The sequence below is a fragment of the Phycicoccus sp. genome (assembly GCF_035325325.1).
Classification (GTDB): domain Bacteria; phylum Actinomycetota; class Actinomycetes; order Actinomycetales; family Dermatophilaceae; genus Phycicoccus.
Window position 1 is genome coordinate 1 of the sequence record NZ_DAOLAC010000008.1, and the last position, 21536, is coordinate 21536.

Here is a 21536-nt window from a genome sequence, read left to right on the forward strand (position 1 = left end):
CACTGTGAAGACACCACTCAAAACCGCCGGTTGACAACAGAAGGGAGCCGGTGTGACCCAGTCCGACATCGCCGCCTTGGGGGCAGGTAGCCCCGCTGGCCCTGCGCCTCCCAGGCAATCGTGCAGCGCCGCTACCCGGGAGTCAGGCGTTCGTTGACCCACCCCCAGATGACTGCGCCCCCGCAACAGCGATTCTTCCCCGCGCCAATCAGATCGTCGCCACGAGAGCCGCGGTGGCGGTCAGCCCGACACCCAGGGACCAACTCCATGCTGCCCACCTCCCCAAGGGCCACCGGGTAAGCAGGGCACTCGGTGCGACCAGCGCGAGGGCGAGCACGAGTGTCTGGACGGCAGACTCCGTGCGGCTGAGGATCCGACCAACTGCCAGGACGCCGAAAGCGGCGAAACCCAATGCCATACAGGCCCTTGCGACCATGTCGGCCACTGAGAGTGGCAGGGGGTTCTCTGACTTCTCATGGGGGTCTCGAAGAGCGATTTGCTTCTCGAGGGCCGACCAGGCCTCGGCAACGTGCCTATCCGACAGCACGTCCTCGCCGAGACTTGCGGTCCAGTCCTTCAGGCCGGCTCCCGCCACAACACTTACGCCTTCGATGGTTCGAACCTGGTCCTTCTGCCCTTTGTCGACCAGACCCCTCCCCCACAGCACCACAACAGGTCGAGGTTCAATCTCCAGTGCCTTGAACGGATGCCACAGTCGCAGCGTGCGGGCGCCAGCCTTGGCCTGGGCGACCGCATCGAGGAGTCGTCGACGCCCGTACTCCGACTCCCATGAACTACTCCACTTCGTTTCAAGGGCGTACGCGCCGCCAGGGCCCAGCAGCACGTGGTCGACATCTCGTTCGCTGAGAGCAACGTGATTCACGAGCCGCCATCCCCTTCTGGAGAGCCGGCGCAGTTCCGCGGCGGTCCACTTCTCGGCGTCGTCGCCCGTCATGGACGAGGCCGTCCCCGTGGCTTGCATGGTCAGGACCCAGACAGCCCCTGGGATCAAGACGAAGGCCGCTCCTGTCACGACGCCGGAGAGGAAGAGGTTCGGCATCGTCCAGGCGATCGCAACGCTAAGAGTCACCCCCAAGCCAACGAAAGCCGCGAGGATGCCTCGGTTTGACCTGATGAAGGCTCGCTGCTCATTACGGGCGCGTGCGCGTGCCCACGATCCCGCCCTGGTCGCGCTCGAGAGCTCGCGTCGGCGGCCGTGATCGCTCGATTTGTCCGGGTGCCACATCCGGGAAGTGTCCAGCAAGTTTGGAACGAGCACGCTGAACGCGGCCCAAGTGGGGGCCGCCGATTTCACAAGTCAGCCGCCCGATAGCCGAATTCTGCAGGCTCGCGATAGCCGAATTCGCAGGCTCACGCGCCAAGGCCTGGCAAGCTGCGATGAGTGACCACTGGGGATGGCAGCCTGCTCGAGGGCCTCTACGAGAGCCTGATCACGCGTGCGCTTGAGAAGCGCCTGGCGGCGATCACCAAGCTCGACATTCACCGCGGGCCGATCGACGAGGCCGACGAACCTGACGTTCTGGCGAGGCACGTCCGGGATGTCACCCTCCGAGCTCTGCGTGAGGAGAAGAATGCCGAGCGGCGCCTGGCCCTGGTCAACCAGCTCGTGGAGATGCTCGGTGCCTCGGAGGACTCGCTGTCGGCGGCGAGGCAACTGCTTGCTATTGCGGTTCCGCCGGCGCCCGGAGGCCACCTTCGGTTGCTGAGTGACCGTCCCTCGACTCCGCTCTCCGAGGCGGCCTTGCTGACGAACGCCGCGGGTGAGCCGGGGCTCGGCCATGAGATCCGTGCGGAGCTGGCCAGTGCCGATCGCGTCGACCTGATCATGGCCTTCGTCAAGTGGTACGGACTTCGCCTCCTCGACGACAGACTGGAGGCGCTCAGGGAGCGAGGCGTGCCGCTTCGCATCATCACCACGACCTACATGGGCGCGACGGATCGGGCCGCTCTGGACCGGCTGGTCCGGGACTTCGGGGCCGAGGTGAAGGTCCAGTTCGACTCGCAGCGGACCCGGCTGCATGCGAAGTCCTGGCTGTTTCGGCGCAACACCGGCTTCGACACCGCCTACGTCGGCTCCAGCAACCTGTCCCGGGCGGCCATGCTCGACGGCGTCGAGTGGAACGTGCGACTCTCCGCCATCTCCACTCCCGCGCTGCTGCAGAAGTTCCGGGCGACGTTCGACAGCTACTGGAACGACCCAACCTTCGAGACCTACGACCCCGACGCTGATCGGGACCGCCTAGACGACGCCCTCGCCGAGGCGGCCGGCAAGCGGCCTCACGACCGCGTCACCCTCACCCTTTCGGGGCTAGAGGTCCGTCCGTACGCCTACCAGCAGGAGATGCTCGACCAACTCGACGTCGAGCGCTTGGTTCACGACCGGCACCGCAACCTGCTCGTAGCCGCGACAGGGACCGGCAAGACCGTGGTGGCGGCTCTGGACTACCGCCGCCTCGCCGCCGGATCCGCGACGCTGCCTCGGCTGCTCTTCGTCGCGCACCGGCGGGAGATCCTCCAACAGTCCCTGCGCACCTACCGCGAGGTCCTGAGCGACGCCGGCTTCGGCGAGCTCTACGTCGATGGACACCGCCCCGAGCGCTGGGACCACGTCTTCGCGTCCGTCCAGTCCCTCTCGTCGTACAGCATCACCAACATCCCCGCGGACGCGTACGACGTCGTCGTGGTCGACGAATTCCACCACGCCGAGGCCCGCACCTACCGACGCATCCTCGACCACCTCCAACCTCGAGAACTCCTGGGGCTCACCGCCACCCCGGAGCGTGGCGATGGGCTGGATGTCCGCTCCTTCTTCGAGGGACGGACGGCCGCTGAGCTACGCCTGTGGGACGCGCTCAAAGCCGACCTGCTGACGCCATTCCACTACTTCGCAGTCGCCGACGGGATGGACATGACGCGGGTCGACTGGAAGGCCGGCGCCTACGACGCCGGCGAGCTGTCCAACCTGTTCACCGGCAACGACGCCCGGGCGCGCATCGTGCTCAAGGCGGTCCGGGACAAGGTCGCCGACCTCAGCGGCATGAAGGCCCTCGCCTTCTGCGTCTCCCGCGATCACGCCCAGTACATGACGCGAGTCTTCGACGAGGCCGGGATCCGGGCGGCTGTGGTCCTCGGAGACACGACGAAGCCCGAGCGGGACGACGCGGTGCGGGATCTGCGCGACGGGGCGATCCAGGTGCTGTTCGCCGTCGACGTGTTCAACGAAGGCGTCGACGTCCCAGCCATCAACACCGTCCTCTTCCTCCGCCCCACCGAAAGCTCCACCGTCTTCCTTCAGCAGCTCGGACGTGGCCTGCGCCGGGCCACCGACAAGGCCGTGCTGACCGCCCTCGACTTCGTCGGTCACCACCGCAAGGAGTTCCGCTTCGACCAGCGCTTCCGGGCCATGACGGGCAGCACACGGGCCGCGCTCGAGCGGGACATCCAGCACGGCTTCCCGTTCCTCCCCGCCGGGACACAGATCGTGCTCGACCGACAGAGCCAGGAACTCGTGCTGGAGAACATTCGCAGCCAGGTCACCACGCGCTGGACCGGCATCACCGCCGAGCTGCGGGCCCACCCCACCGATGACCTGTCCACCTTCCTCGACGAGTCCGGCGTCGAGCTCGCGGACGTGGTCCGGGCGGACCGCTCCTGGGCGCGCCTACGACGCGACGCCAGGCTCGAGGTCCCCAAGGGAGGTCCCCTCGAACAGACGCTCCTCAAGCGGGTACGCGCTTTGTGCCACATCGACGACCCTGATCGCGCGGCTGCCTACCTGACCTGGCTCGCTGACGATGCGCCCGACTATGGCCAAGCGGACCCCACTCTCCAAGCCTACGGTCGGATGCTGTTCTTCTCCCTCTGGCCGGACGGCGGCAGATTCGCCTCGTACGCCGAAGGACTGAGTGCTCTTCGCGGGGAGACCGCCGTTCGGCAGGACCTGCGGGCAGCCATCGAGATCGGACTGGATTCCGCGGAGCGCGTGACATCTCGGCTCCAGGGGTCGCTCGGCCTGCGCCCGCTGAAGGTTCACGCTCGGTACACGCGCGAGGAGATCGTCGCTGCCCTGGACTACGTGTCGCTCGACGGCCGCAAGCCGAACAGCTTCCGCGAGGGAGTTCTGTTCGCACCCGAAGCCAACGCCGACGCCTTCCTCGTGACCCTGCACAAGTCCGAGGCGGACTACTCACCGACCACGATGTACCAGGACTACGCGATCAGTCCGGAGCTCTTCCACTGGGAGTCGCAGTCGGGGACCACCGTGGCGTCGCCGACCGGTCAGCGGTACCTGAACCACCGCACCAACGGCAGTCACGTGCTGCTGTTCACCAGGCCGCAGAAGGTCTCCGCGTTCGGCGGCGGCGCGCCCTATCTGTTCCTTGGCGAGGCCGACTACGTCGAGCACCGCGGTGAGCGCCCCATCGCCATCACCTGGCACCTGCGAACACCGATGCCTGCGGCGGACTTCGCCGCCGCCAGCGTCGTGGTGTGACCCTCAGCGTCTCGGCCCGGCGGCCCCAAGCCCGACAGGCGCTCTGGCGGGAACGGCACGCTGCTGATGGGACCGTCCGACCGACAGTCGGTCTTCGCGCTCAGGCGAGTGCGCTGAGGGCTCGGACAAGGATGCGAGCTCGTTGATACGACCGGCGAGGCGCTCGAGGTAGGCGCCCGCCGACTCGTGGCGGCGGAGGAGTTGTGGCACAGCGGGTAACCACGGCGTCCCCTCGCCGCTGCCGCCAGCACGCGAGAGGGCAACTTTGCGGGCAAGGGTGGCAGCGGGGTCGTCCTCGGCGACGAGCTCGTCCTTGGTCTGCCACCAAGTGGCCTGTTGGAGGACGTCGTTCGGGGAGTCGCCGGCCGCCCACCTGATCGCGATCTGGCCGCGCAGACCCGGGTACCCGTGTTGGGAGGTGAGCCCAGGAAGCCACCGTTCGAGCGCGTCGTCGAGGGACCGCATCCGCTCGGTGCCGAGCACGTGCTGGGCGAGGAGCGGTAGGGCGTCCTCGTACTGCTGGACGAGCGTCGCGAGCTCGTGGTGGGTGTCGGGGGTGCCTGCTCGGGTGGCGGATTCGACTCGCTCGTCGTGGTCGAGGATGCGGGCGAGTAGATCGCGTGGTCCGTCATCCGGCGGCAGGGTGCCGAGGGGAACGTCCTCGGCGGGTGTCGCGCCGTCTCTGAGGTAGAGGTGGTTCTCGTGTCGTCCTCGGGAGAGGGCCACGTAGAGGCTCTGCCGGCTCTCGTTGCCCGCCAGGACGGTGTGGGTGGTGTCGACGGTGGCGCCCTGGGCGCCGTGGATGGTGCCCGCGTAGCCGAGCTGGACGTGCTGCTCGACGTACCCGAAGGGGAGGGTGACGCTCTCGTGGCCGCCGACCCGCCGGTTGGCTGGGGCGACGAGCAGGGCGCCGTCGGGACCGACACTTCGAACGGCCCAGCGGTCACCGTTCTTGACCCAGGTGCCGCTGCGGGTGCGGAGGGATCGGTCGTTGTGGCGAGTGACGACGAGGTCGCCGGCGCTGGCGTGGCTGCCGTCCGCGAGGCCGACCTCCCGGGTCGGGTGGTGCCCGTCCAGCCGGTCCGCACGTGCCTGCTCGTTGAGGACGCGGACGACGTCTCGGCTGGCGGCGAGCAGGAGGCTGCTCCGTCCGGCGTTGATGTCGGCGCGCCAGGCGTCGTAGGCCTGGTCGGCGGCGGTGCCTGCGTCTCCGACGTGGACCCGGCCGAGGGTGAGGTAGTGCTCGAGCGCGGCGGGGTAACCGTCGCGGATGCCGAGGGTGGCGGTGGCTTCCGCGGGGTCGGTGAAGCGGTGCAGCTCGGTGAGCCGCACTGTGGTGCCGGTGCGGTCGCCGAGCCCGGCGAGGTCGCGGAAGATGCCGCTGGCGGCGACGGCGGTCAGCTGCTGGTCGTCGCCGACGAGCCGGACGCTCCCGCCGCGGGTGAGGACGTGGTCGACGACGGCGGCGAGGTCCCTTGTCCCGACCATCCCGGCCTCGTCGACGATCAGGAGGGTGCGGGGCCCGACCGGCGGGAACGCGGCGACCCGGCGGTCGGTCTCGGCGAGCGAGCCGGTGTGGAGGAACTTGGCGACGGTCTCGGCGGGGGGGTCGATGGCAGTTCCGAGCTCAGCTGCGGCGACCGCGGTCGGGGCGAGCCCGACGACCTCCCCGCCGCCGCCGCGCCACGCCTTGGCAAGCGTGGCCACCGCGGTGGTCTTGCCGCTGCCGGCCGGGGCGAGGGCGACCTGGACGCGCGCTCCGCTGGTGGCGAGCCGGGCGACGAGGTCCGCCTGGCCGGGGTCCAGCGACGTTCCGTTCTCGGTAGGGCGTCCGATGGCGAGCTGGACGAAGATCTCCTGGACCGTGTGCCCGTCGGTGCGCTCGGCGGACTCGAGGAGCCGCCGCTCGGCATCGAGGATGCCGATGGAGGTGTAGGTCCGGCTCCCGTGGACGGTGTAGACCGACTCCCCGTCCGGGCGGCGCAGCACCTCCGGCTCGCCGAGGTCGCGGGTCTCGGTAACGGGCACGGAGAGCTGTCGGGTGACGCACTGGGTGACGACACGGACGGTCTCGTCAAGGTCGGCGAGCGCCACCCCGGCGTACCGGGCCTGACGGAGCGCCTCCGCCCGCACGTGCCAGACCTGCCAGGTCGAGCGTGACGCCTCGAGCACCGCGAGCACCCTTGTGGACAGTTCGTTGCCGCCTTCGTACCCACCCCTGTGGACAACGTGTTGCCGCCCGCGGCCGAGCACGCCGGCGAGCATGTCGGCGGCCGCACTGGCGCCGGCACGCCCGGGGTGAGCGAGCACGGTCTCGGCCTCGGCGCGCCACTGCTCCCGCTGCTCACGCAGGCTGCGAGGTTCATGCTTGTCCGGACGGGTCTCGAGGTTGGCCTGCTGGGCCAGCGCCAGGGACTCGATGCGGGTGGGGACGCGACCGTGGTCGGCCTGGAAGGCCTCGGCGAGGTCGCGCTGACGGTCAGTGATGTCACGGCGGCGGGACGACCACGCCTCGAGCAGGCGGGGGTCGAGGCCGTCGATCTCGCGGACCGGGCGGCGGCCCTGGGGGTCGGGTCGGTCGACGAACCGGACGCCGAGCCGGTCGGTGAGCTCGGCCTCGAGGCGGGTGTTGTAGTGCTCGGAGGCCATCACCTTGGCCTTGAACAGCATCCGCCCGTCGAGGGTGAGCCACTTGCTCCCCTCGGCCGGGAGGGTCTGGGCCTTGTTGGAGACCACGAGGTGGGTGTGCAGGTCGGGGTCCCCGGCACGGGAGTCGCGGTGGTCGAACGCGACCGCCACGAGACCGGTGACCGGCACCTGCCGGATGCCGCCCTTGCCGACCCGGGTGAACGCGACCTCGCCCTCAAGCATCGCGAGGGTCGAGCGGACCGCGGCGTGGTGGGCAGCCTCGACCTGGCCGGCGACCTCCGGTGGGGCGAGCGCCCACAGCGCGGAGACCGACTTCACCGGGCTGAAGGTCAGGTCGTACCCGGCGACGGGGACCTGCGCCGGCCGGGACGCGCTCGCGAGGAACCCGGTCAGCTCGGCATCGTCCCGCGGCGGCCGGCCGTGCTCGCGGGCGAACGCCACGGTGGCGACGCTGGTGCGGATCTGGGCCCGCTCACCCGGTGGGATCGGCGCGTTCCACGACAGGCCTTGGCCGGTGTTGTGGTCGCTGAAGGCCTGCGCGACCTCCTGTCGCAGCGTGGTCGCGGCGAACGTCGGGAAGGCGCGGCCGAGCGCGCCCCATCCCCGGGTGGTCGCCTCCGGCTCCCCTGAGCGGGGGTGCCGTCCCTGCCCGAAGAGCAGCTTCATCTGCTCCTCGGTGACCGCGTCCCCGAGGGCGAGGTCGAGCCCGGCCAGTCCGGATCCCATCCACCGTCCGGGCGCCTCGCCCTTCTCCTCGTAGTAGCTTGCCAGCCCGGCCTGCCGGATCTCAGTCGCGTCGTGGGCCGCGACCTGCCGGGTCAGGTACGTGTACCCGCTCCCGGCGGCGAGCTTGTGAAGAGTCATCACATATGGAAAAGCCTCCGGGGAGGGCCTTCCTGGACCTGTCGTCGAGGAATCGACCACGTCAGTGCACCGGGTGTGTTCCTGGATCGTGGTGGTGATGGTTGCGTCGGTGGGCCGGGACGCGGTGTGCGGCAGCGGTGGCGAGGCGGGGCGGCGGTCGGGGGCATCGAGGTCGTCGGTAGGTGAGTCGGTTCGAGGTTTCTCGGTGGAGGAGGTCCAGGAAGGGCGGGTCCAGAGGCTTTTCCTAGTAGGCGGGCACGTCGTGTCGGTGGTTATCCACAGGTCGCGAGGGCCATCGCCGTTTCGGGTGAGACGTGACCTACTGGAGGTCGGCCCGCGACGAGAGGAGTCGGACATGTCCACGGCGGCACAGCAGAACAACGCAGGACCCACCAACGAGCGGAAGGCGCCCGTCGGGCCGCTGCGGCGGCGCTGGTACACCGTCCCCGAGGTCGCCGAGATGCTCGGGTACGGCACGACGAAGGTGCGGATGATGGTCATCAGCGGCGACCTGCGCTCGCTCAAGGACGGCGGGTCGCGGCGCATCCTGCCCGCATGGGTCGACGAGTACATCGAGCGGCGGGCCGCCGAGGCGGAGGCGGACTGGCCGTTCGAGGTGGAGGACGACTGGCCGTGAGCCGGCGGCCGAACGGGGAGGGGTCGATCTACCCGTATCGCAACGGCTGGGCCGCTCACGTGTGGATCACCACCCCGACCGGGCGCCGGCAGCGCAAGTCGGTCTACGGGAAGACCCGCGAGGAGGTCCACACCAAGTGGCTCCGCCTCCACCAGCAGGCGCGGAGGGGACCGGTGGCGCCGGTCTCCCCGCGCCTGCGGGACTTCCTGCGGCGGTGGCTGCGCGAGACGGTCAAGCCGAACCTGTCGCCGACCACCGCGAAGAACTACGAGATGTTCGCCCGCCTCTACATTGTCCCCGACCTCGGCAACCGGCCGCTCGACAAGCTCATGGTCCGCGACGTCCAGGTCTGGGTGAACGCGCTACGGACCAGGTGCCAGTGCTGCGCCCAAGGGAAGGACGCCGTCCGTCCCGTGCCGCTGTGCTGCGCCATCGGCAACTGCTGCCACGAGGTCGCCTCGGACTGGACGATCCACCAAGCATGGCGGGTGCTGCGTGGGGCGCTGACCCAGGCGATGCGCGAGGAGCTGATCTTCCGGAATGTCGCCGCGCTCGTGAGGGTGCCGATGCCGCGCCGAAAGAAGCAGCCGGTGTGGACGGTGGAGGAGGCGCGGCGGTTCCTGGAGTCGGCGCGGGTCGACAACGACCCGCTCTACGCGGCCTACGTCCTCCTGCTGACGCTCGGGCTGCGGCGCGGGGAGCTGCTCGGGCTGGCGTGGGAGGACGTCGACCTCGAGCGCGGCGAGGCGCTCATCGCGTGGCAGGTCCAGCGGGTCGACGGGCAGCTGATGCGGCGGCACACCAAGACGCCATCGTCGGACGCTCCGCTGCCGCTCCCCGACCTCGCGGTGCGGGCGCTCGAGAGGCACCGCATCGAAGAGGACAGGCGCCGGCTTGCGGCCGGCGAGATGTGGGGCGACTGCGGGCTCGTCCTGACGACCCGACACGGTGACCCAGTCGACCCGCGCAACTTCCACCGGGACTTCAAGCTCCGCGCGGTGAAGGCCGGCGTGCCGGTGATCCCGGTCCACGCCACGCGCAGGACCTGCGCCAGCCTCCTGGTAGCCCTCGAGGTACACCCGCGCGTCGCGATGGCGGTCCTACGACACAGCCGCATCGCCCTGACCATGGAGGTGTATTCCCAAGTCTCATCGCAATCGACCCGCGACGCCCTGCATCAGCTCGGGGTCCGGCTCACCGGAGGCGCCTAGCCCCAGCGGTGCCGGCCTTCAGGCTGCGGGTGTTGTAGCTCCAGAATCGAGAACTCGACACCCGCCCCGTCGACGGGTGCACAGCGTGGCACTTCGACGGACCGCGGCCGCAAGGTGACTCTGACTTATCCGAGCACAGGGTCGAGAGCTTGAACCAACCGCTCGAGTTCCTTTGCCCAGCGTTCGCTGGACTCATCGCCGTCCATTGTTTCGACCAGGGCTGATGCACGCGCGAACGCAACCCGCGCCTCGACGCTCTCCTCTCCGGAGGGCCCTGACTCACCATCCGCGGCTTCGGTCACGTCGGTGTATGCAGCCAACTGCCGCTCCACCATGTCCACCTGGCTCTGGAAGTGCCGCAAACGACCCTGCAGTCGTCTGAACATGCGCTCGGTTTCCCGCTTGCAGGCCGAGTCGTGGTACTTGGCGCGACGCCCCGGTCCGGTGCTGTGCTGCAGGCGCTGGTCGCATCGTGGATTGGCGCAGAAGCCGTCGAGGAACTCCAGGTCGTCTGCGCCCTCGTCGAGGCCCTCCACCTCAACGAGATGCGTGCCCCTGCTTCCCGGTGTCATGGGCGCTCTGAACGGCAAGAATTCGCGCGAAATCTCATGGAGGCATCGTAGATTCATCACCGCTGCTCACAGGAGCTGACACGCCGCCGTCCTGCTGTCGCGGGCCAGGTAGATCGTGGGACGACTCGCCACATTCGGCCGAATAATTCCGCGCGAAAAGGGACCACCGCACACTGGACTCAGGGCCGGCCTCAGACGGGGCGGCCGACAGAACCTCGACACAACTAGGAGCGCCATGAGCAAGGGGAAGGGCGTGCACATCACGCCGCGGGAGGATGGGCGCTGGAGTGTCGTGCGAGACGGAGCTGAGCGCGCCTCGTCTGTCCACGACACGCAGGCGGAGGCTGCTTCTGCTGGGCGAGGCACCGCCCGGCGTGAGCGCACTGAGCTGTACGTGCATGGTCGTGATGGCCGGATCCGGGAGCGAGACTCCTATGGCAACGACCCCTACCCGCCGAGGGGCTGATTGCGATGGCCAACTTCAGCGCAAGCCAGTTCAACGCGCAGATGCGCGCTGCTCAGCGGCGCGCAGAGCAGCAGCTCAAGAGGGAGGTCGACCGGGTCAACCGCGCCAACAAGAAGGCGGTGGATGAGTACAACCGCAAGGCCGAGGCCCACAACCGTCGAGTGATCGCGGACTACAACCGACAGGCAGATGCGCACAACCGCAAGGCCGACGCGCACAACCGTCGGGTGATCGATCACCTGAACAGACAACTCAGTGAGGGCCGTTCTACGACCGTGCGCTACACGGAGCCGGAGCGGCGGCTGTCCGACCGGGTTCACGACGCGGTCGCTCAGGTGGATCCGAAAGAGTACGAAACGTTCTTGAGCTACGCGCGGATCGACGGCAGTGAGGTGGCCGCCGAGCTCCGGACTGCGCTGGAAGACCTCGGGGTTGCAGTTTGGTTCGACCACGTCTCGATCCAGGCCGGCAAGAGTCAGTCCCTTCAGATGGATCAGGGGCTACGCAAGGCCCGGTCCGGCATCGCTCTGTTGACGCCCGCCTATCTGGCTGGCCGCTTCTGGACCGAGCGTGAGCTCGGCGCTCTGCTGGGCAAGTCCACACTCATTCCGGTCCTACACAACGTCACATTCAAGGACGTGCAGGAGTACAGCGGGATCCTCCCCGATCTCGCGGGCTTCACCACTGCCACCGACTCAGTCAACGACATCGCGCGCAAGATTGCCGCGGCGGTCACCGTCGACACCTGAGCGAACATCGCCCAACCGCTACGCGTCTTTCGGACCGCCGTTGACGCCGACCGATCCTCCTGCAGGATCAGTCGGGTCGGCCGACTCATGATTCCACCTCGGTAGCTACCTCGAACCTGAACTTCATCTCACGGCCGTCGACGCGGAACAGCCGTGCCTCCGGGCCCAACGGGTTCGGGAGCCAATGGAAGCGCCGCAGTTGCGAATCCAACACATTGCCGACGAACAGGATCGTGTAGCGCTCGTGGGGAGCAAGGCTGAGAGCTCGCCGAATCTCTGATTCTGGCAGTTGGAAGGACGTGTCACTTCCGGTGGTGGCCTTTACCTCGATCAAGTAGGTGAGGTCTCCCGCCAGCACCTCGAAGTCATAGCCAAGGGAGTCGTCCCCAAGTCCATCGCCGATGATGTCGTTGCGGGCGCCGGAGCGCCACGTTTGCTCGCGGGGGAGACCGAAGTTGGATGCAATCCAGTGGCCCGCGAAGATCTCCCCAGCGAGTCCGATTTTCGCGAGCTTCCCGGGTGGAACCAATCCCACGCGGGCCGGCTTGGACAACGCCGGGTTCCGACTGCCACCACCACCGCCGAGTCTCGTCGGTGGCAGCTCGTTGAGCTCCTCCAGCGAAGGGGCTTCACCGAGGTCGACTTCGGCGAGCGCATCAGCGATCGCCTCATCCAGCTTCAGAAGGTCATCGGGGTCACCGGTGTATTCCTTTCCCTCGAACGCGATCGTGGCTTCGCGTCGTTTGGCTTCGTCAGCTTCGCGTCGCTTGCGATCACGCGCCTTGCGCAGGTCTTCCTGGGTGATGCCCAACTCGCGCTGGTTCAGCGTGTGCGGCATCGCGCTGGGCCAGTAGCCGTGTGCTGCGAGCCAAGCCACAAACTCGTCCGACGTTCTCTCGCCGAAGTCCAAATAGCCGCTGGACCGGATCTGCGCGGACACCGAGGCAACGTCGATGAGAGGTGGTGCTGGTCCCTCGTTGAGCTCACACCAGGTGAGGACCGAATCTCGCGCCGTGGTGAGCGAGCTCGTCATGCTCTGACGCTGACGGCCGCGAAGGTCATCGACGGACGGCAGCGTCCGGGCAACTGGCGGGCCAGCCACGCCCACCAGCCACTGCTCTACTCGCTTGGCCATCTCGCCGACAGGCACTCTCCAGAAAAGGTCCGGCCACACAGGATCGTGGCGCAGGTTCGGCAACTCCAGGAGTGCGGCATACGAGGCCAGCATGTTGGGGTCCTCCGCGACCTTGGACGAGAAACGGTCCCGCAGCGCGTCCGCGAGAACGGACTTGCGCGCCGCTACGAAGGCCGTGAACTCACGCACCTGGACCTCAGTGTTTGCCACCGGTTCCAATCCGAGCGTTCGAAGCCCGTCGTTTGCCTCCTTGAGAGAAACGAGACCTTCCTCGATGGGTCCGGTGGCCCAGCCTCGTTCCTCATAACTCAAGACCACAGCAGCATCGACGTCGGTCCCCGAGAGCCGCAGGCCGAGCCACGCCTGCATCTCGCTTCGATCAGTCGGGATGTCAGGCGTGTCGCGGAGCTCTTCCGCAACATCTGGAGCCAGCGTCGCCAGCAACGTCACCAGGGTCGACGTATCAGGCCGAACGGCACCCCGTTCGGCACGGGCAAGCTCGACTTCGCCCTCCGGCAGCCGCAGTGCGGTGGCAAGATCGGCGTTGGACGGGGTGCCTCCGCGTACGGCACCTCGTAGGTCGACCAGCGCAAGCCGGAGATCCTTGAAGACTGCGGGAACTCCTACGGCTTGGGCGATGCCCTCGGCAGCTCGCTCCGCAAGCTCGATCCTTGTCAAGCCCGGCGCGTGTCGAACGAGCACGACTCCTCGCCCGTCATCGCCTTCGACCCAGCAGGACGACTGACCTTGCGGATCTTGAACCTGGTATCCGTCCACGCTGGTTGAGAATTGATCCACAACCATGAGGTTTGTTGTCCTTAGCCGATGCACCGCCTGCCCAAGCTGTCTGGAACTACGACTGAGCACGCCCTGCTGGTGCGAAAGCACCAAGAGGACGAGCGTCTCGAACCAGTCCCCGAGCAAGTCCAGGAGCGGGCCTTGACTCGTCGGCTCCGTCCAGAAGGCTTTGATCTCCGCGTCGGCGACAGACTTGAATCGGTTGGGAGCGGCGGCAGACACGTAGCGACCGACTCGTCGGGACAAGGAGCGATCGGTGAAACCCAGGCGAGCCAGCGGAAGTTGCGCCAGAAGCGCGGCCTGCGGAACATCTGGAACTGCGTAGTAGATCGTCTCGCCGTCGTCAGCGATCTCGGCCAACTCGACGGCGCCCAGGCGTTCGACCAAGACGCCATGGGGCGGATCGCTTGCGGGGTCGGCGAGAAAGTCGACCCAACTTCGTTCGTACTCGGCCCGGGTTCCTCGAACCCAGGCGCCATCCTGGCTGATCAGTTGAGCGAGGTACTCGATGCGTGCCACCGCCGAATCCTCCGCGTCCCAATGGCGAGCGCCTAGCGCCCGCAGCCTTTCGATGGCGCGCGAGCCAACAGAACGGCGGAGATGCGGTGACGGCGCCGGCAGGTACGGCGGCGCGTCGCCCTCGACCCACCATGCATCTGCGATCGGCGCAAGCGTCACCTTTGTCCGATCACCGGGCTCCCGTTGAGGGAACCATGGGGAAGTCAAGAGGAACGTGGTCACGAAGGACGGCCAGGTCGCGACATCTCCACTTTGGGGCCGCTCGAAGCGCGCGTGGAGGTCGAGGTCTTCCCATCTGTCCAGCCCTGCCAGCACCAACTCGCCAAATATCTCCTGGGCACGAGTGGAGAAGTCACTCCACTCCGACTGGCCAGGCAGACGCGCGATATGTACCAACCGATACTCAACGGTTGTGTACGCGGCTGATCGGCCGGGCCACTGGCATGCCGCATCGAGCCACATCTCGCGCAGATCAGTTGGAACCCAACCGGGCAGGTTATGGCGAGAGAGCGAGGTGGGGCTGTTGAGGGTCGATCCGTATACGTTCCACCGGGCGGACTCGACTTCAATCGGCCAGAGGCCGTGGCGTACACCGGCTCTCTCCAAGAACTCGCGCATGGCGTCGATGTCCTCCTCGGCAACCCAGTCCGACGGCGTCTGGAGGATGCTGTCGGCTATGCCATCGAGATTGATCTCGTCACCAAGTGCCTCAACGAGGCGAACCAACGCCTCGTCAACCCAGGCGTCATCTCCCGCCCAGCCCTTGCCGAAGTACGCCTCGTCTGCAGCAACCCACCCTGAGAAAGTCGGAACGCGAAAGGGCGTCGCGGGGAAGTACTCCTCTCCCAACGGGCTCCGTGCGTTCCTCCAGACATCGAGTGCGTAACGGAGTGAGTCATTTAGGTCGGCGGCGTCCAGGTCCTGCTGACCCATCACTTCGGCGACCACCCGAAGAATGTCTTCTGAACCGAAGTCGGCAACGCACTCCGACAACCACTGGCGCCCTGCCCGGTAACTCTTGTCGTCGAGTCGCCAAGGGATGTCGTCCCGGACGTATGCCAGTTGATGAGCCACGGCTTCAGGGGGCTGCATTCGTGACTCTGTGACACCCCGTTGTGGCGGGAAGAAGACCGTCGGGCTTCCCGGCGCTCCGTTGGCCTGAAGTAGGCGACCTAACCCTGCCACGATCTTGGCACCTGCCAGCGGCGCCGACCGTGGTAGCGACGCAGCCAACTCGTCGTAGAACTCTGCCCATTCCTCTGGGCTCGCGCCGGTCGACTGGAGGTGGGCAGCGCACGTCTCAGCGAACGCAACGAGCGTCTCGCTCCCTGTCCGCCAGTTCGCCGCATGCCCGAGCTCACGGTAGAGGTCCGCGAGCCTGGCGATTCGGGTCGAGCCGAGCCCTGGGTCGATGAGCCCTCGCAACTGCTCCGGTTCGAGTCGCGCGGGGGTGAAGTGTTCGCCGTACACATCCCACAGGGACCCGTCCGCCACGGAAACGCGTGACGGTGTTGCGGCTTCGCGTGAGGGAAGAAAGGCCAGCCCTGCCAGCGGGCAGGACCGATTCTCCAACACCGCCACCAGACGAGGGAGGTGGCCCTTGGACCAACATCCCAGATCAACGAGCGTTCCGGGTGGGAACTCGACATGTCCCTCTGTGGCTGCGGTCAGTAGGTCTGCTGCAAGCGCAGCAGCTTCATCGAGAAAGAGCTCGTTGATTGGGTAGGTCTCGTCCAGCGAGCGTCGATCTAGACTGGAGAAGAATGGGGCTTGAAGATACGCGGGCAACGGGCATTCCACCCGATCGCCCATCGGCAGGAAGTTGTAGAGCCGCGGTGAGTCCAGCGGGCCACCTGCTGACAGCGCCAGGACGACCTCTGCGTCACCCTCCCACTTGTCCCACCCCGGCAAATGAGCCCCCGCGTCGCGGGTGGCCTCAATCGCCTTCCGTACAGTCGACTCGGGGACTGTGCGCCGGGCGACGATGAACTCACTGTCGTCCTGGAGTAGCGACCGTGTCAGGCAACGAGCTCGGTCGATGTCCTCTACCAGCCGCGTTAGCGACAAGCTGGTCTCGCCGTCGAGGCCTATCGTGACGAGATCGATTGTTTCGATCCGATCTAGGAAAAGATGCATGGGCACGTCGCTGCCAGCAACCGCCTCCAGCTCGCCTCGGGCATCGTCCAGCGCACGCTCTGACTTCAGCGGAAGTCGGATCACGGTACAGAAGCCGGCGTCACCCAGTTCGGTCACGCGCTGGGGCGCACTCACCAAAGGAAACGTCAAGGTGAGGGTGGAGACGTTCTCAGCCAACTCGGCGGCCAGTCCCTCCATGCGTGGTGCCCAGCGAGCGGCGAGGTTGACGAAGTCGTCTTCCGTGCCGAATCGGAACGTGAAGCCATCGAACTGCAGCGTGTCAGCACTGGATCGGCTGTACACCTCGGGGCACTCGCTGAACTGGAGAACGCTCTTGAAGCCGACGCCCTTGTTTCCGATGCCTTCGCTCGGCGGCTTGTCACTGACTGCCACATCGACCATCGCGGCAAAATTGCGGTCGGTGAGGGGACGTCCTCCGTTGGCAACGTACAGAGTGCCGAATGGCCCTTCAGTCTCGTCAAGAACGACCCGGATCTGGCCGTCAACTGCGTCTTTGTCGTGGGCGTCATGGGCGTTCTGAATCAGTTCGATCAGTGTGCGGCCGTGGTAGTCAGCCGAGATGATGCCTTCGATGAACCGTTTGATCTGAAGGGTCGGCCGTTCGCCGTTCTCGCGCCCAAAGAGGAACTGGTCGACCTGCCACTTGGCCTTCTTGTCGATTAGTTCCTGAAACTCCGGTTTGGCAAGCACGGCCACAGCATCCGTCTGCAAGTCCACACCTCCGGGTCCTGAGTCGGCCAAGCCAACGCGGCCTTCCGACTTTGCGTGGGGCGGTGCCGGTTCAGGCTACGTCACGTCGTGCTCGGCTGAGCGGGACATTTGAGAGTATCCGCCACTGATAGTTCTCCAACTCGTGGGAAGTTGCAGGCGACGCGCTTGATGTGGTTTCTGATCCGGTCGAAACCCTCGGTGCGGGCCGTGGTGATATCCATCGTCAACGAGACGTGGGTGGCGGGCCACGACGTCGCCCGACGGGCGGTCTCGGGCATGTCGCGCACGCGGTGTCCCGGTAGAACTCCCAGGGGCGGTGCCGGGTGCGGCCGGTCTCGGTCGGAAGCAGCCGCAGGCGTTCCTCGACGCCCCCGCGTGGCGCCGCTTTCAGCGGTAGGGCCTCGAGAGCGCGGGTGGTCTTCAGTTGGCGTCCGCTACTTGAGCGTTCCACGCCCTGCGCCGGCTACTGCGATGCACTGCAGTACTTCGCTGGGGTACGGACGCGTCAGAGGCCCTTCGCGAACCTCGCAAAGGGCCTCTGACCTGCGGTGGAGCCAAGGGGACTCGAACCCCTAACCCCCTGCTTGCAAAGCAGGTGCGCTACCAATTGCGCCATGGCCCCCGGTGGCCGCCGGCTCGACACCCGGCGGCGGTGGGCATCAGCTCTTGGGGGTGTCGGTGGCCTCGGCCCAGAGCCGGTTCTCGGCCTGCTTGTCCTTGATCTGCTTGCTGATCGCGAACGCACCCGCAGCGGATGCGAGGAGGACGAGGAGCTTCTTCACGGAACACCACCTGGGAGCCGGGGATGGTCGGTGGTGGGCCTAACAGGACTTGAACCTGTGACCTCTTCCTTATCAGGGAAGCGCTCTAACCGTCTGAGCTATAGGCCCGTCGCCGACCGGCGTCGCGCCCCCGTGACAGGAGGCGCGGGGCACGAGGTTACCCGATGCTCCGCCACCCTCCCAAAACGGAAGTCGCGAGCGCCCACGCACCGAAATCGTCGCGCCGGCGGGCGCCCAGTGGCCGGCACGACGCCGGCCTACCCGACGATGCGCGACTCGCGATCGTAGTTCTTGCCGAGGAACTGCGGCACCAGGGCCCACCGGAACGCGACGACCATGACGAGCAGCGTCGCGACATAGGGGAGCATCGAGACGAACTGGTGCGGCACCCCGATCCCCAGCACCTGGGCGCGTTGCGCGAGCACGTCCATCGCGGCGAAGAACGCCGAGCCGAGGAGGATGAGCTGGGGCCGCCAGCCGCCGAAGAAGGCCAGGGCGATCGCCAGCCAGCCGCGACCCGCGACGATGCCATCGGCGTAGACGCCCGAGAAGACCATCGGCAGGTACGCCCCACCGACGGCCATCAGCGCGGCCCCCACCGTTCCGGCCACCATCCGGGTCCGGACGACGTCGATGCCGAGGCTGTCCGCCGCCTTCGGGTTCTCGCCGACCGACCGCAGCCGCATCCCGGCGTCGGTGCGGTAGAGCCACCACCACAGACCGATCGACAGGGCGATCGCCAGGTAGACGAGGAGGTCCTGGCCGAGGAGCACGTCGGGCAGGGGCTTGATGCGGGGTGGCTCGTCGTTGCCGATGACGACGCGGTAGAGCAGGCTCGCCGTCCCGCCCGCGAGGAAGAACAGCGCGAGGCCGACGACGAACTGGTCCATCCTCAGGTACGTCGTGGCCCAGGCCAGCACGGCGCCGAACACGGCACCGGCGAGGCCGGCGACGACGATGCCGACGGTGTTCGAGCCGACGGCCAGCGAGACGAGGTACCCGACGGCGGCGCCGAGGAGCATCAGCCCTTCCTGCGCCACGTTGAAGATGCCGGCCCGGCCGCTCAGCATCGTGCCCTGGGCGACGAAGAGGAACGGCACCATCGCCGTGATGGTGAGCGCGATGAACTCCATCAGGACGCCGCCTTCGCTCGGGACCGCCGCCGTCGCGTCATGACGACGTCGGACATGAGGATGAACAGGAGGATGAGGCCCTCGAGGATGAGGACGATCTCGACGGGCGCCCCCGACACGCGCTGCATCGAGCCGGCGCCGACCTCGAGGACCGCGATCCCGAAGGCGACGAACGGCACCGCCGTCAGCGACCCGCGGGCGATGAGCCCGATGATGATGCCGAGGAGCAGGAAGTTGCTCTGCATCCCCTCGATGGCGCGCTGGTGGACGCCCATGACCTCGATGGCGCCCGCCAGGCCGCCGATGGCGCCGGCGACGACCATCGAGAGGACGGCGACGCGGCCGGTCCGGATGCCGTGGAGGCGCGCCGCGCGCTCGTTGAGGCCGACGGCGCCGAGCTCGAAGCCGGCGACGCTGCGCCTGGCCAGCACCGCGGCGACGGCCGCGAGGACGACGACGAGGAGGACGCCGACGTGCATCGGCGGGCGGCCGAGGGTCGGAAGGACCGCGCCCTCGCCGATCGGGAGGGTCACCGCGCCACCGGCCCCCGGGTCGGACCAGACGACCGACGCGACGTAGTCGAGGATCTCGAACGAGACGAAGTTGAGCAGGACGGTCGAGAGGATCTCGTTGACCCGGAACCGCTCCATGAGCCAGGCCGAGATGCCGGCCCAGAAGGCGCCGGCCGCGACGCCCGCGAGGATGCTCAGCGGGAGCAGGACGACCATGGGCAGGTCGGAGAGGGTGATGCCGACCGCGACCGAACCGGTGGCGCCGAGGATCAGCTGCCCCTCGCCACCGATGTTGAACCGGCCGGCCGCGAGGGGGATGGCGAACGCGAGCGCGAGCAGCGTGAGCGGCACCCACTTCTGGAGCGTCTGCACCATGCCCGTGGGCGTCCGGAAGGAGTTCGTCAGTACCGCCCGGAACGCCTTGGCCGGGTCGTGGCCGAGGAGCGCGATGACGACGGCGACGATCGCGAACGCGGCCAGGACGGCGAGGACGTAGGGGACGGCGGCGACCGCCGCGCTGCGGGCCCGCTCGCCGGCCGAGGGTCGGGCGAGGACGGCGGTGCTCATGCACCCACTCCTGTCATGAGGCGGCCGAGCTCGTACGGGTCGGTCGCGCCCCGGGCGATGTCGCCGGCGAGCCGGCCCGAGTAGACGACCTTGACGCGATCGGCGAGCGCGATGACCTCGTCGAGGTCCTCGGAGATGACGATGACGACGCAGCCCTCGGCCGCGGCCTGGCGCACGCGGTCGTAGACGAACCGGGTCGAGGGGATGTCGAGGCCCCGGGTCGGGTTGTGCAGCAGCAGCACCTTGGGGCGGTGGGCGAAGGCCCGGGCGAGGATGACGCGCTGGATGTTGCCGCCGGAGAGCTGGCCGCAGGGGGTGGCCGCGCTCGGGGTCTTGATGCTGAACTCCTCGATGGCCGTGACGGCGTCGGCGCGGGCGTCACCCCAGCCGATGAGCCCGCGACGCGCGCGGCGTCGGTGCGAGCCGAGCACGAGGTTCTCGGTGATGCCCGCCCCGGGGAGGATGCCGTCGCGCTGGCGGTCCTCGGGAACGTAGACGACCCCGGCGTCCAGCCAGTCGGCGGTGGGACGGCCGGCGAGGTCGACGCCGTCGAGGACGAACGAGCCGGCGGCGGGGCGGCACCCCGTCAGCGCCTCGGCGAGCTCGACCTGGCCGTTGCCGGCGACCCCGGCGATGCCGAGGATCTCGCCACGGCGGATGGCGAACGACACGTCGTCGACCAGCGGGGGTGCGCCGGCGCCGACGCCGGCGACGGTGAGGCCGGAGACGACGAGCCGCTCCTGCCCCCCGACCTCCGGGACGTCGATCCTCGCCTCGCCGACCTCGACCTCGCCGAGGGCGACCCTCACGGTGTCGTCGTCGGCGGCCGCGGTGCCGACCATCCGGGCGGCGAGGTCGTCGGCGCTGGTGTCCTTCGCGTCGACCGTGGCGACCCACTGGCCGTCGCGCATGATCGTCATGGCGTCGCAGACGGCCATCGTCTCGCGGATCTTGTGCGTGATGAGCACGACCGACATGCCCCCGTCGACGATGGCGCGCATCGACCCGAAGAGGGCGTCCACCTCCTGCGGGGTGAGGTTCGTCGTCGGCTCGTCGAGGACGAGGACCTTGGCGCCGCGGTAGAGCGCCTTGAGGATCTCGACGCGCTGGCGGACGCCGACGGGGAGGTCGGCGACCCGGGCGGTCGGGTCGACGGCGAGGCCGAACCGCTCGGACAGCTCCCGCAGCCGCTCGACGACGTCGACGCCCTTGGTCGACGTGCCGAGGACGACGTTCTCGGCGACGGTGAAGACGTCGACCTGGAGGAAGGTCTGGTGGACCATCCCGACCCCCGCGGCGATCGCGTCCCTCGGGGAGGCGATCGTCACGGGACGGCCCTCGATCTCGACGCTGCCGGCGTCGGGGGCGTAGAGCCCGTAGAGGACGTTCATCAGGGTCGTCTTGCCGGCCCCGTTGCCGCCGAGCAGGCCGTGGACCTGGCGCGGCGCGACGGTGAGGTCGACGCCGTCCAGGGCCACGACCGGCCCGAAGGTCTTGCGGATGCCGGACATCCGCAGGAGGGGGGCGGCCGCGGGGGCCGTCGGGTCGGTCATGGGTCCGG

At 68.0% G+C, this 21536-nt stretch carries 13 protein-coding genes and 2 tRNA genes; 5 read left to right on the top strand and 10 right to left on the bottom strand.

Annotation, left to right across the window (positions count from 1 at the left end):
- Nucleotides 1-208: 208 nt before the first annotated feature.
- Entirely contained in the window at nucleotides 209-1060 is an 852-nt protein-coding gene (locus tag PKA89_RS07205; protein ID WP_324418040.1) for a nuclease-related domain-containing protein, read from the bottom strand.
- 363 nt (nucleotides 1061-1423) lie between these two features.
- Here PKA89_RS07205 and PKA89_RS07210 point away from each other — a divergent pair, with 363 nt between their 5' ends.
- Nucleotides 1424-4513 carry a DUF3427 domain-containing protein gene (locus PKA89_RS07210; protein ID WP_324418225.1) on the top strand — a complete coding sequence of 1030 codons (3090 nt, stop codon included), beginning with the start codon at nucleotides 1424-1426 and terminating at the stop codon, nucleotides 4511-4513.
- 3 nt (nucleotides 4514-4516) lie between these two features.
- Here the strand turns inward: PKA89_RS07210 and mobF are convergent, their stop codons facing one another.
- Nucleotides 4517-8026, bottom strand: coding sequence for a MobF family relaxase (gene mobF, locus PKA89_RS07215; RefSeq protein ID WP_324418042.1), 3510 nt, complete (start codon nucleotides 8024-8026; stop codon nucleotides 4517-4519).
- Nucleotides 8027-8381: 355 nt separating this feature from the next.
- On the opposite strand from mobF, the gene PKA89_RS07220 reads away from it, so the two are divergent.
- Both PKA89_RS07220 and PKA89_RS07225 read left to right on the top strand, forming a co-directional pair.
- Nucleotides 8382-8663, top strand: a complete 282-nt coding sequence (locus tag PKA89_RS07220; RefSeq protein ID WP_324418045.1) for a helix-turn-helix domain-containing protein — start codon at nucleotides 8382-8384, stop codon at nucleotides 8661-8663.
- A complete protein-coding gene (locus tag PKA89_RS07225) occupies nucleotides 8660-9874 on the top strand; it encodes a site-specific integrase (protein WP_324418047.1) in 1215 nt (404 codons plus the stop codon). The genes PKA89_RS07220 and PKA89_RS07225 overlap by 4 nt, the downstream gene beginning before the upstream one ends.
- 125 nt (nucleotides 9875-9999) lie before the next feature.
- Here the strand turns inward: PKA89_RS07225 and PKA89_RS07230 are convergent, their stop codons facing one another.
- Nucleotides 10000-10446: a hypothetical protein gene (locus PKA89_RS07230; protein ID WP_324418049.1), complete on the bottom strand. Its 447-nt coding sequence runs from the start codon at nucleotides 10444-10446 to the stop codon at nucleotides 10000-10002.
- A 235-nt stretch (nucleotides 10447-10681) separates the two neighbouring features.
- Between PKA89_RS07230 and PKA89_RS20230 the strand changes: the two genes are divergently transcribed.
- Nucleotides 10682-10912, top strand: coding sequence for a DUF2188 domain-containing protein (locus PKA89_RS20230; RefSeq protein WP_349255525.1), 231 nt, complete (start codon nucleotides 10682-10684; stop codon nucleotides 10910-10912).
- A 5-nt stretch (nucleotides 10913-10917) separates the two neighbouring features.
- Entirely contained in the window at nucleotides 10918-11661 is a 744-nt protein-coding gene (locus PKA89_RS07235) for a toll/interleukin-1 receptor domain-containing protein (RefSeq protein WP_324418051.1), read from the top strand.
- Between the two features lie 85 nt (nucleotides 11662-11746).
- On the opposite strand, the gene PKA89_RS07240 is transcribed toward PKA89_RS07235, so the two are convergent.
- From PKA89_RS07240 to PKA89_RS07270, 7 genes are all read right to left on the bottom strand, one after another.
- Nucleotides 11747-16987: a DUF3883 domain-containing protein gene (locus tag PKA89_RS07240; protein ID WP_324418053.1), complete on the bottom strand. Its 5241-nt coding sequence runs from the start codon at nucleotides 16985-16987 to the stop codon at nucleotides 11747-11749.
- A 543-nt stretch (nucleotides 16988-17530) separates the two neighbouring features.
- Nucleotides 17531-17603: transfer RNA gene (locus PKA89_RS07245), tRNA-Ala, on the bottom strand.
- Nucleotides 17604-17640: 37 nt separating this feature from the next.
- Nucleotides 17641-17763: a DLW-39 family protein gene (locus PKA89_RS07250; protein WP_324418055.1), complete on the bottom strand. Its 123-nt coding sequence runs from the start codon at nucleotides 17761-17763 to the stop codon at nucleotides 17641-17643.
- Nucleotides 17764-17794: 31 nt separating this feature from the next.
- Nucleotides 17795-17871 (bottom strand) — tRNA-Ile (locus tag PKA89_RS07255).
- Nucleotides 17872-18020: 149 nt separating this feature from the next.
- On the bottom strand, nucleotides 18021-18896 hold the full coding sequence (locus tag PKA89_RS07260) for an ABC transporter permease (RefSeq protein ID WP_324418057.1): 876 nt from the start codon (nucleotides 18894-18896) through the stop codon (nucleotides 18021-18023).
- Nucleotides 18896-19975, bottom strand: coding sequence for an ABC transporter permease (locus tag PKA89_RS07265; protein WP_324418059.1), 1080 nt, complete (start codon nucleotides 19973-19975; stop codon nucleotides 18896-18898). The genes PKA89_RS07260 and PKA89_RS07265 overlap by 1 nt, the downstream gene beginning before the upstream one ends.
- Nucleotides 19972-21528 (bottom strand): ABC transporter ATP-binding protein, encoded by a 1557-nt coding sequence (locus tag PKA89_RS07270; protein WP_324418061.1) that lies wholly within the window; start codon nucleotides 21526-21528, stop codon nucleotides 19972-19974. Before PKA89_RS07270 ends, PKA89_RS07265 begins: the two co-directional genes overlap by 4 nt.
- Nucleotides 21529-21536: the final 8 nt, after the last annotated feature.

Excerpts from the sequence above, each read along its gene's own strand:
- PKA89_RS07205 (WP_324418040.1), bottom strand. The coding sequence starts at position 1,060 with ATGCCGAACCTCTTCCTCTCCGGCGTCGTGACAGGAGCGGCCTTCGTC.
- mobF (WP_324418042.1), bottom strand. The coding sequence starts at position 8,026 with ATGACTCTTCACAAGCTCGCCGCCGGGAGCGGGTACACGTACCTGACC.
- PKA89_RS07220 (WP_324418045.1), top strand. The coding sequence starts at position 8,382 with ATGTCCACGGCGGCACAGCAGAACAACGCAGGACCCACCAACGAGCGG.
- PKA89_RS07230 (WP_324418049.1), bottom strand. The coding sequence starts at position 10,446 with ATGACACCGGGAAGCAGGGGCACGCATCTCGTTGAGGTGGAGGGCCTC.
- PKA89_RS20230 (WP_349255525.1), top strand. The coding sequence starts at position 10,682 with ATGAGCAAGGGGAAGGGCGTGCACATCACGCCGCGGGAGGATGGGCGC.
- PKA89_RS07235 (WP_324418051.1), top strand. The coding sequence starts at position 10,918 with ATGGCCAACTTCAGCGCAAGCCAGTTCAACGCGCAGATGCGCGCTGCT.
- PKA89_RS07260 (WP_324418057.1), bottom strand. The coding sequence starts at position 18,896 with ATGGAGTTCATCGCGCTCACCATCACGGCGATGGTGCCGTTCCTCTTC.
- PKA89_RS07265 (WP_324418059.1), bottom strand. The coding sequence starts at position 19,975 with ATGAGCACCGCCGTCCTCGCCCGACCCTCGGCCGGCGAGCGGGCCCGC.
- PKA89_RS07270 (WP_324418061.1), bottom strand. The coding sequence starts at position 21,528 with ATGACCGACCCGACGGCCCCCGCGGCCGCCCCCCTCCTGCGGATGTCC.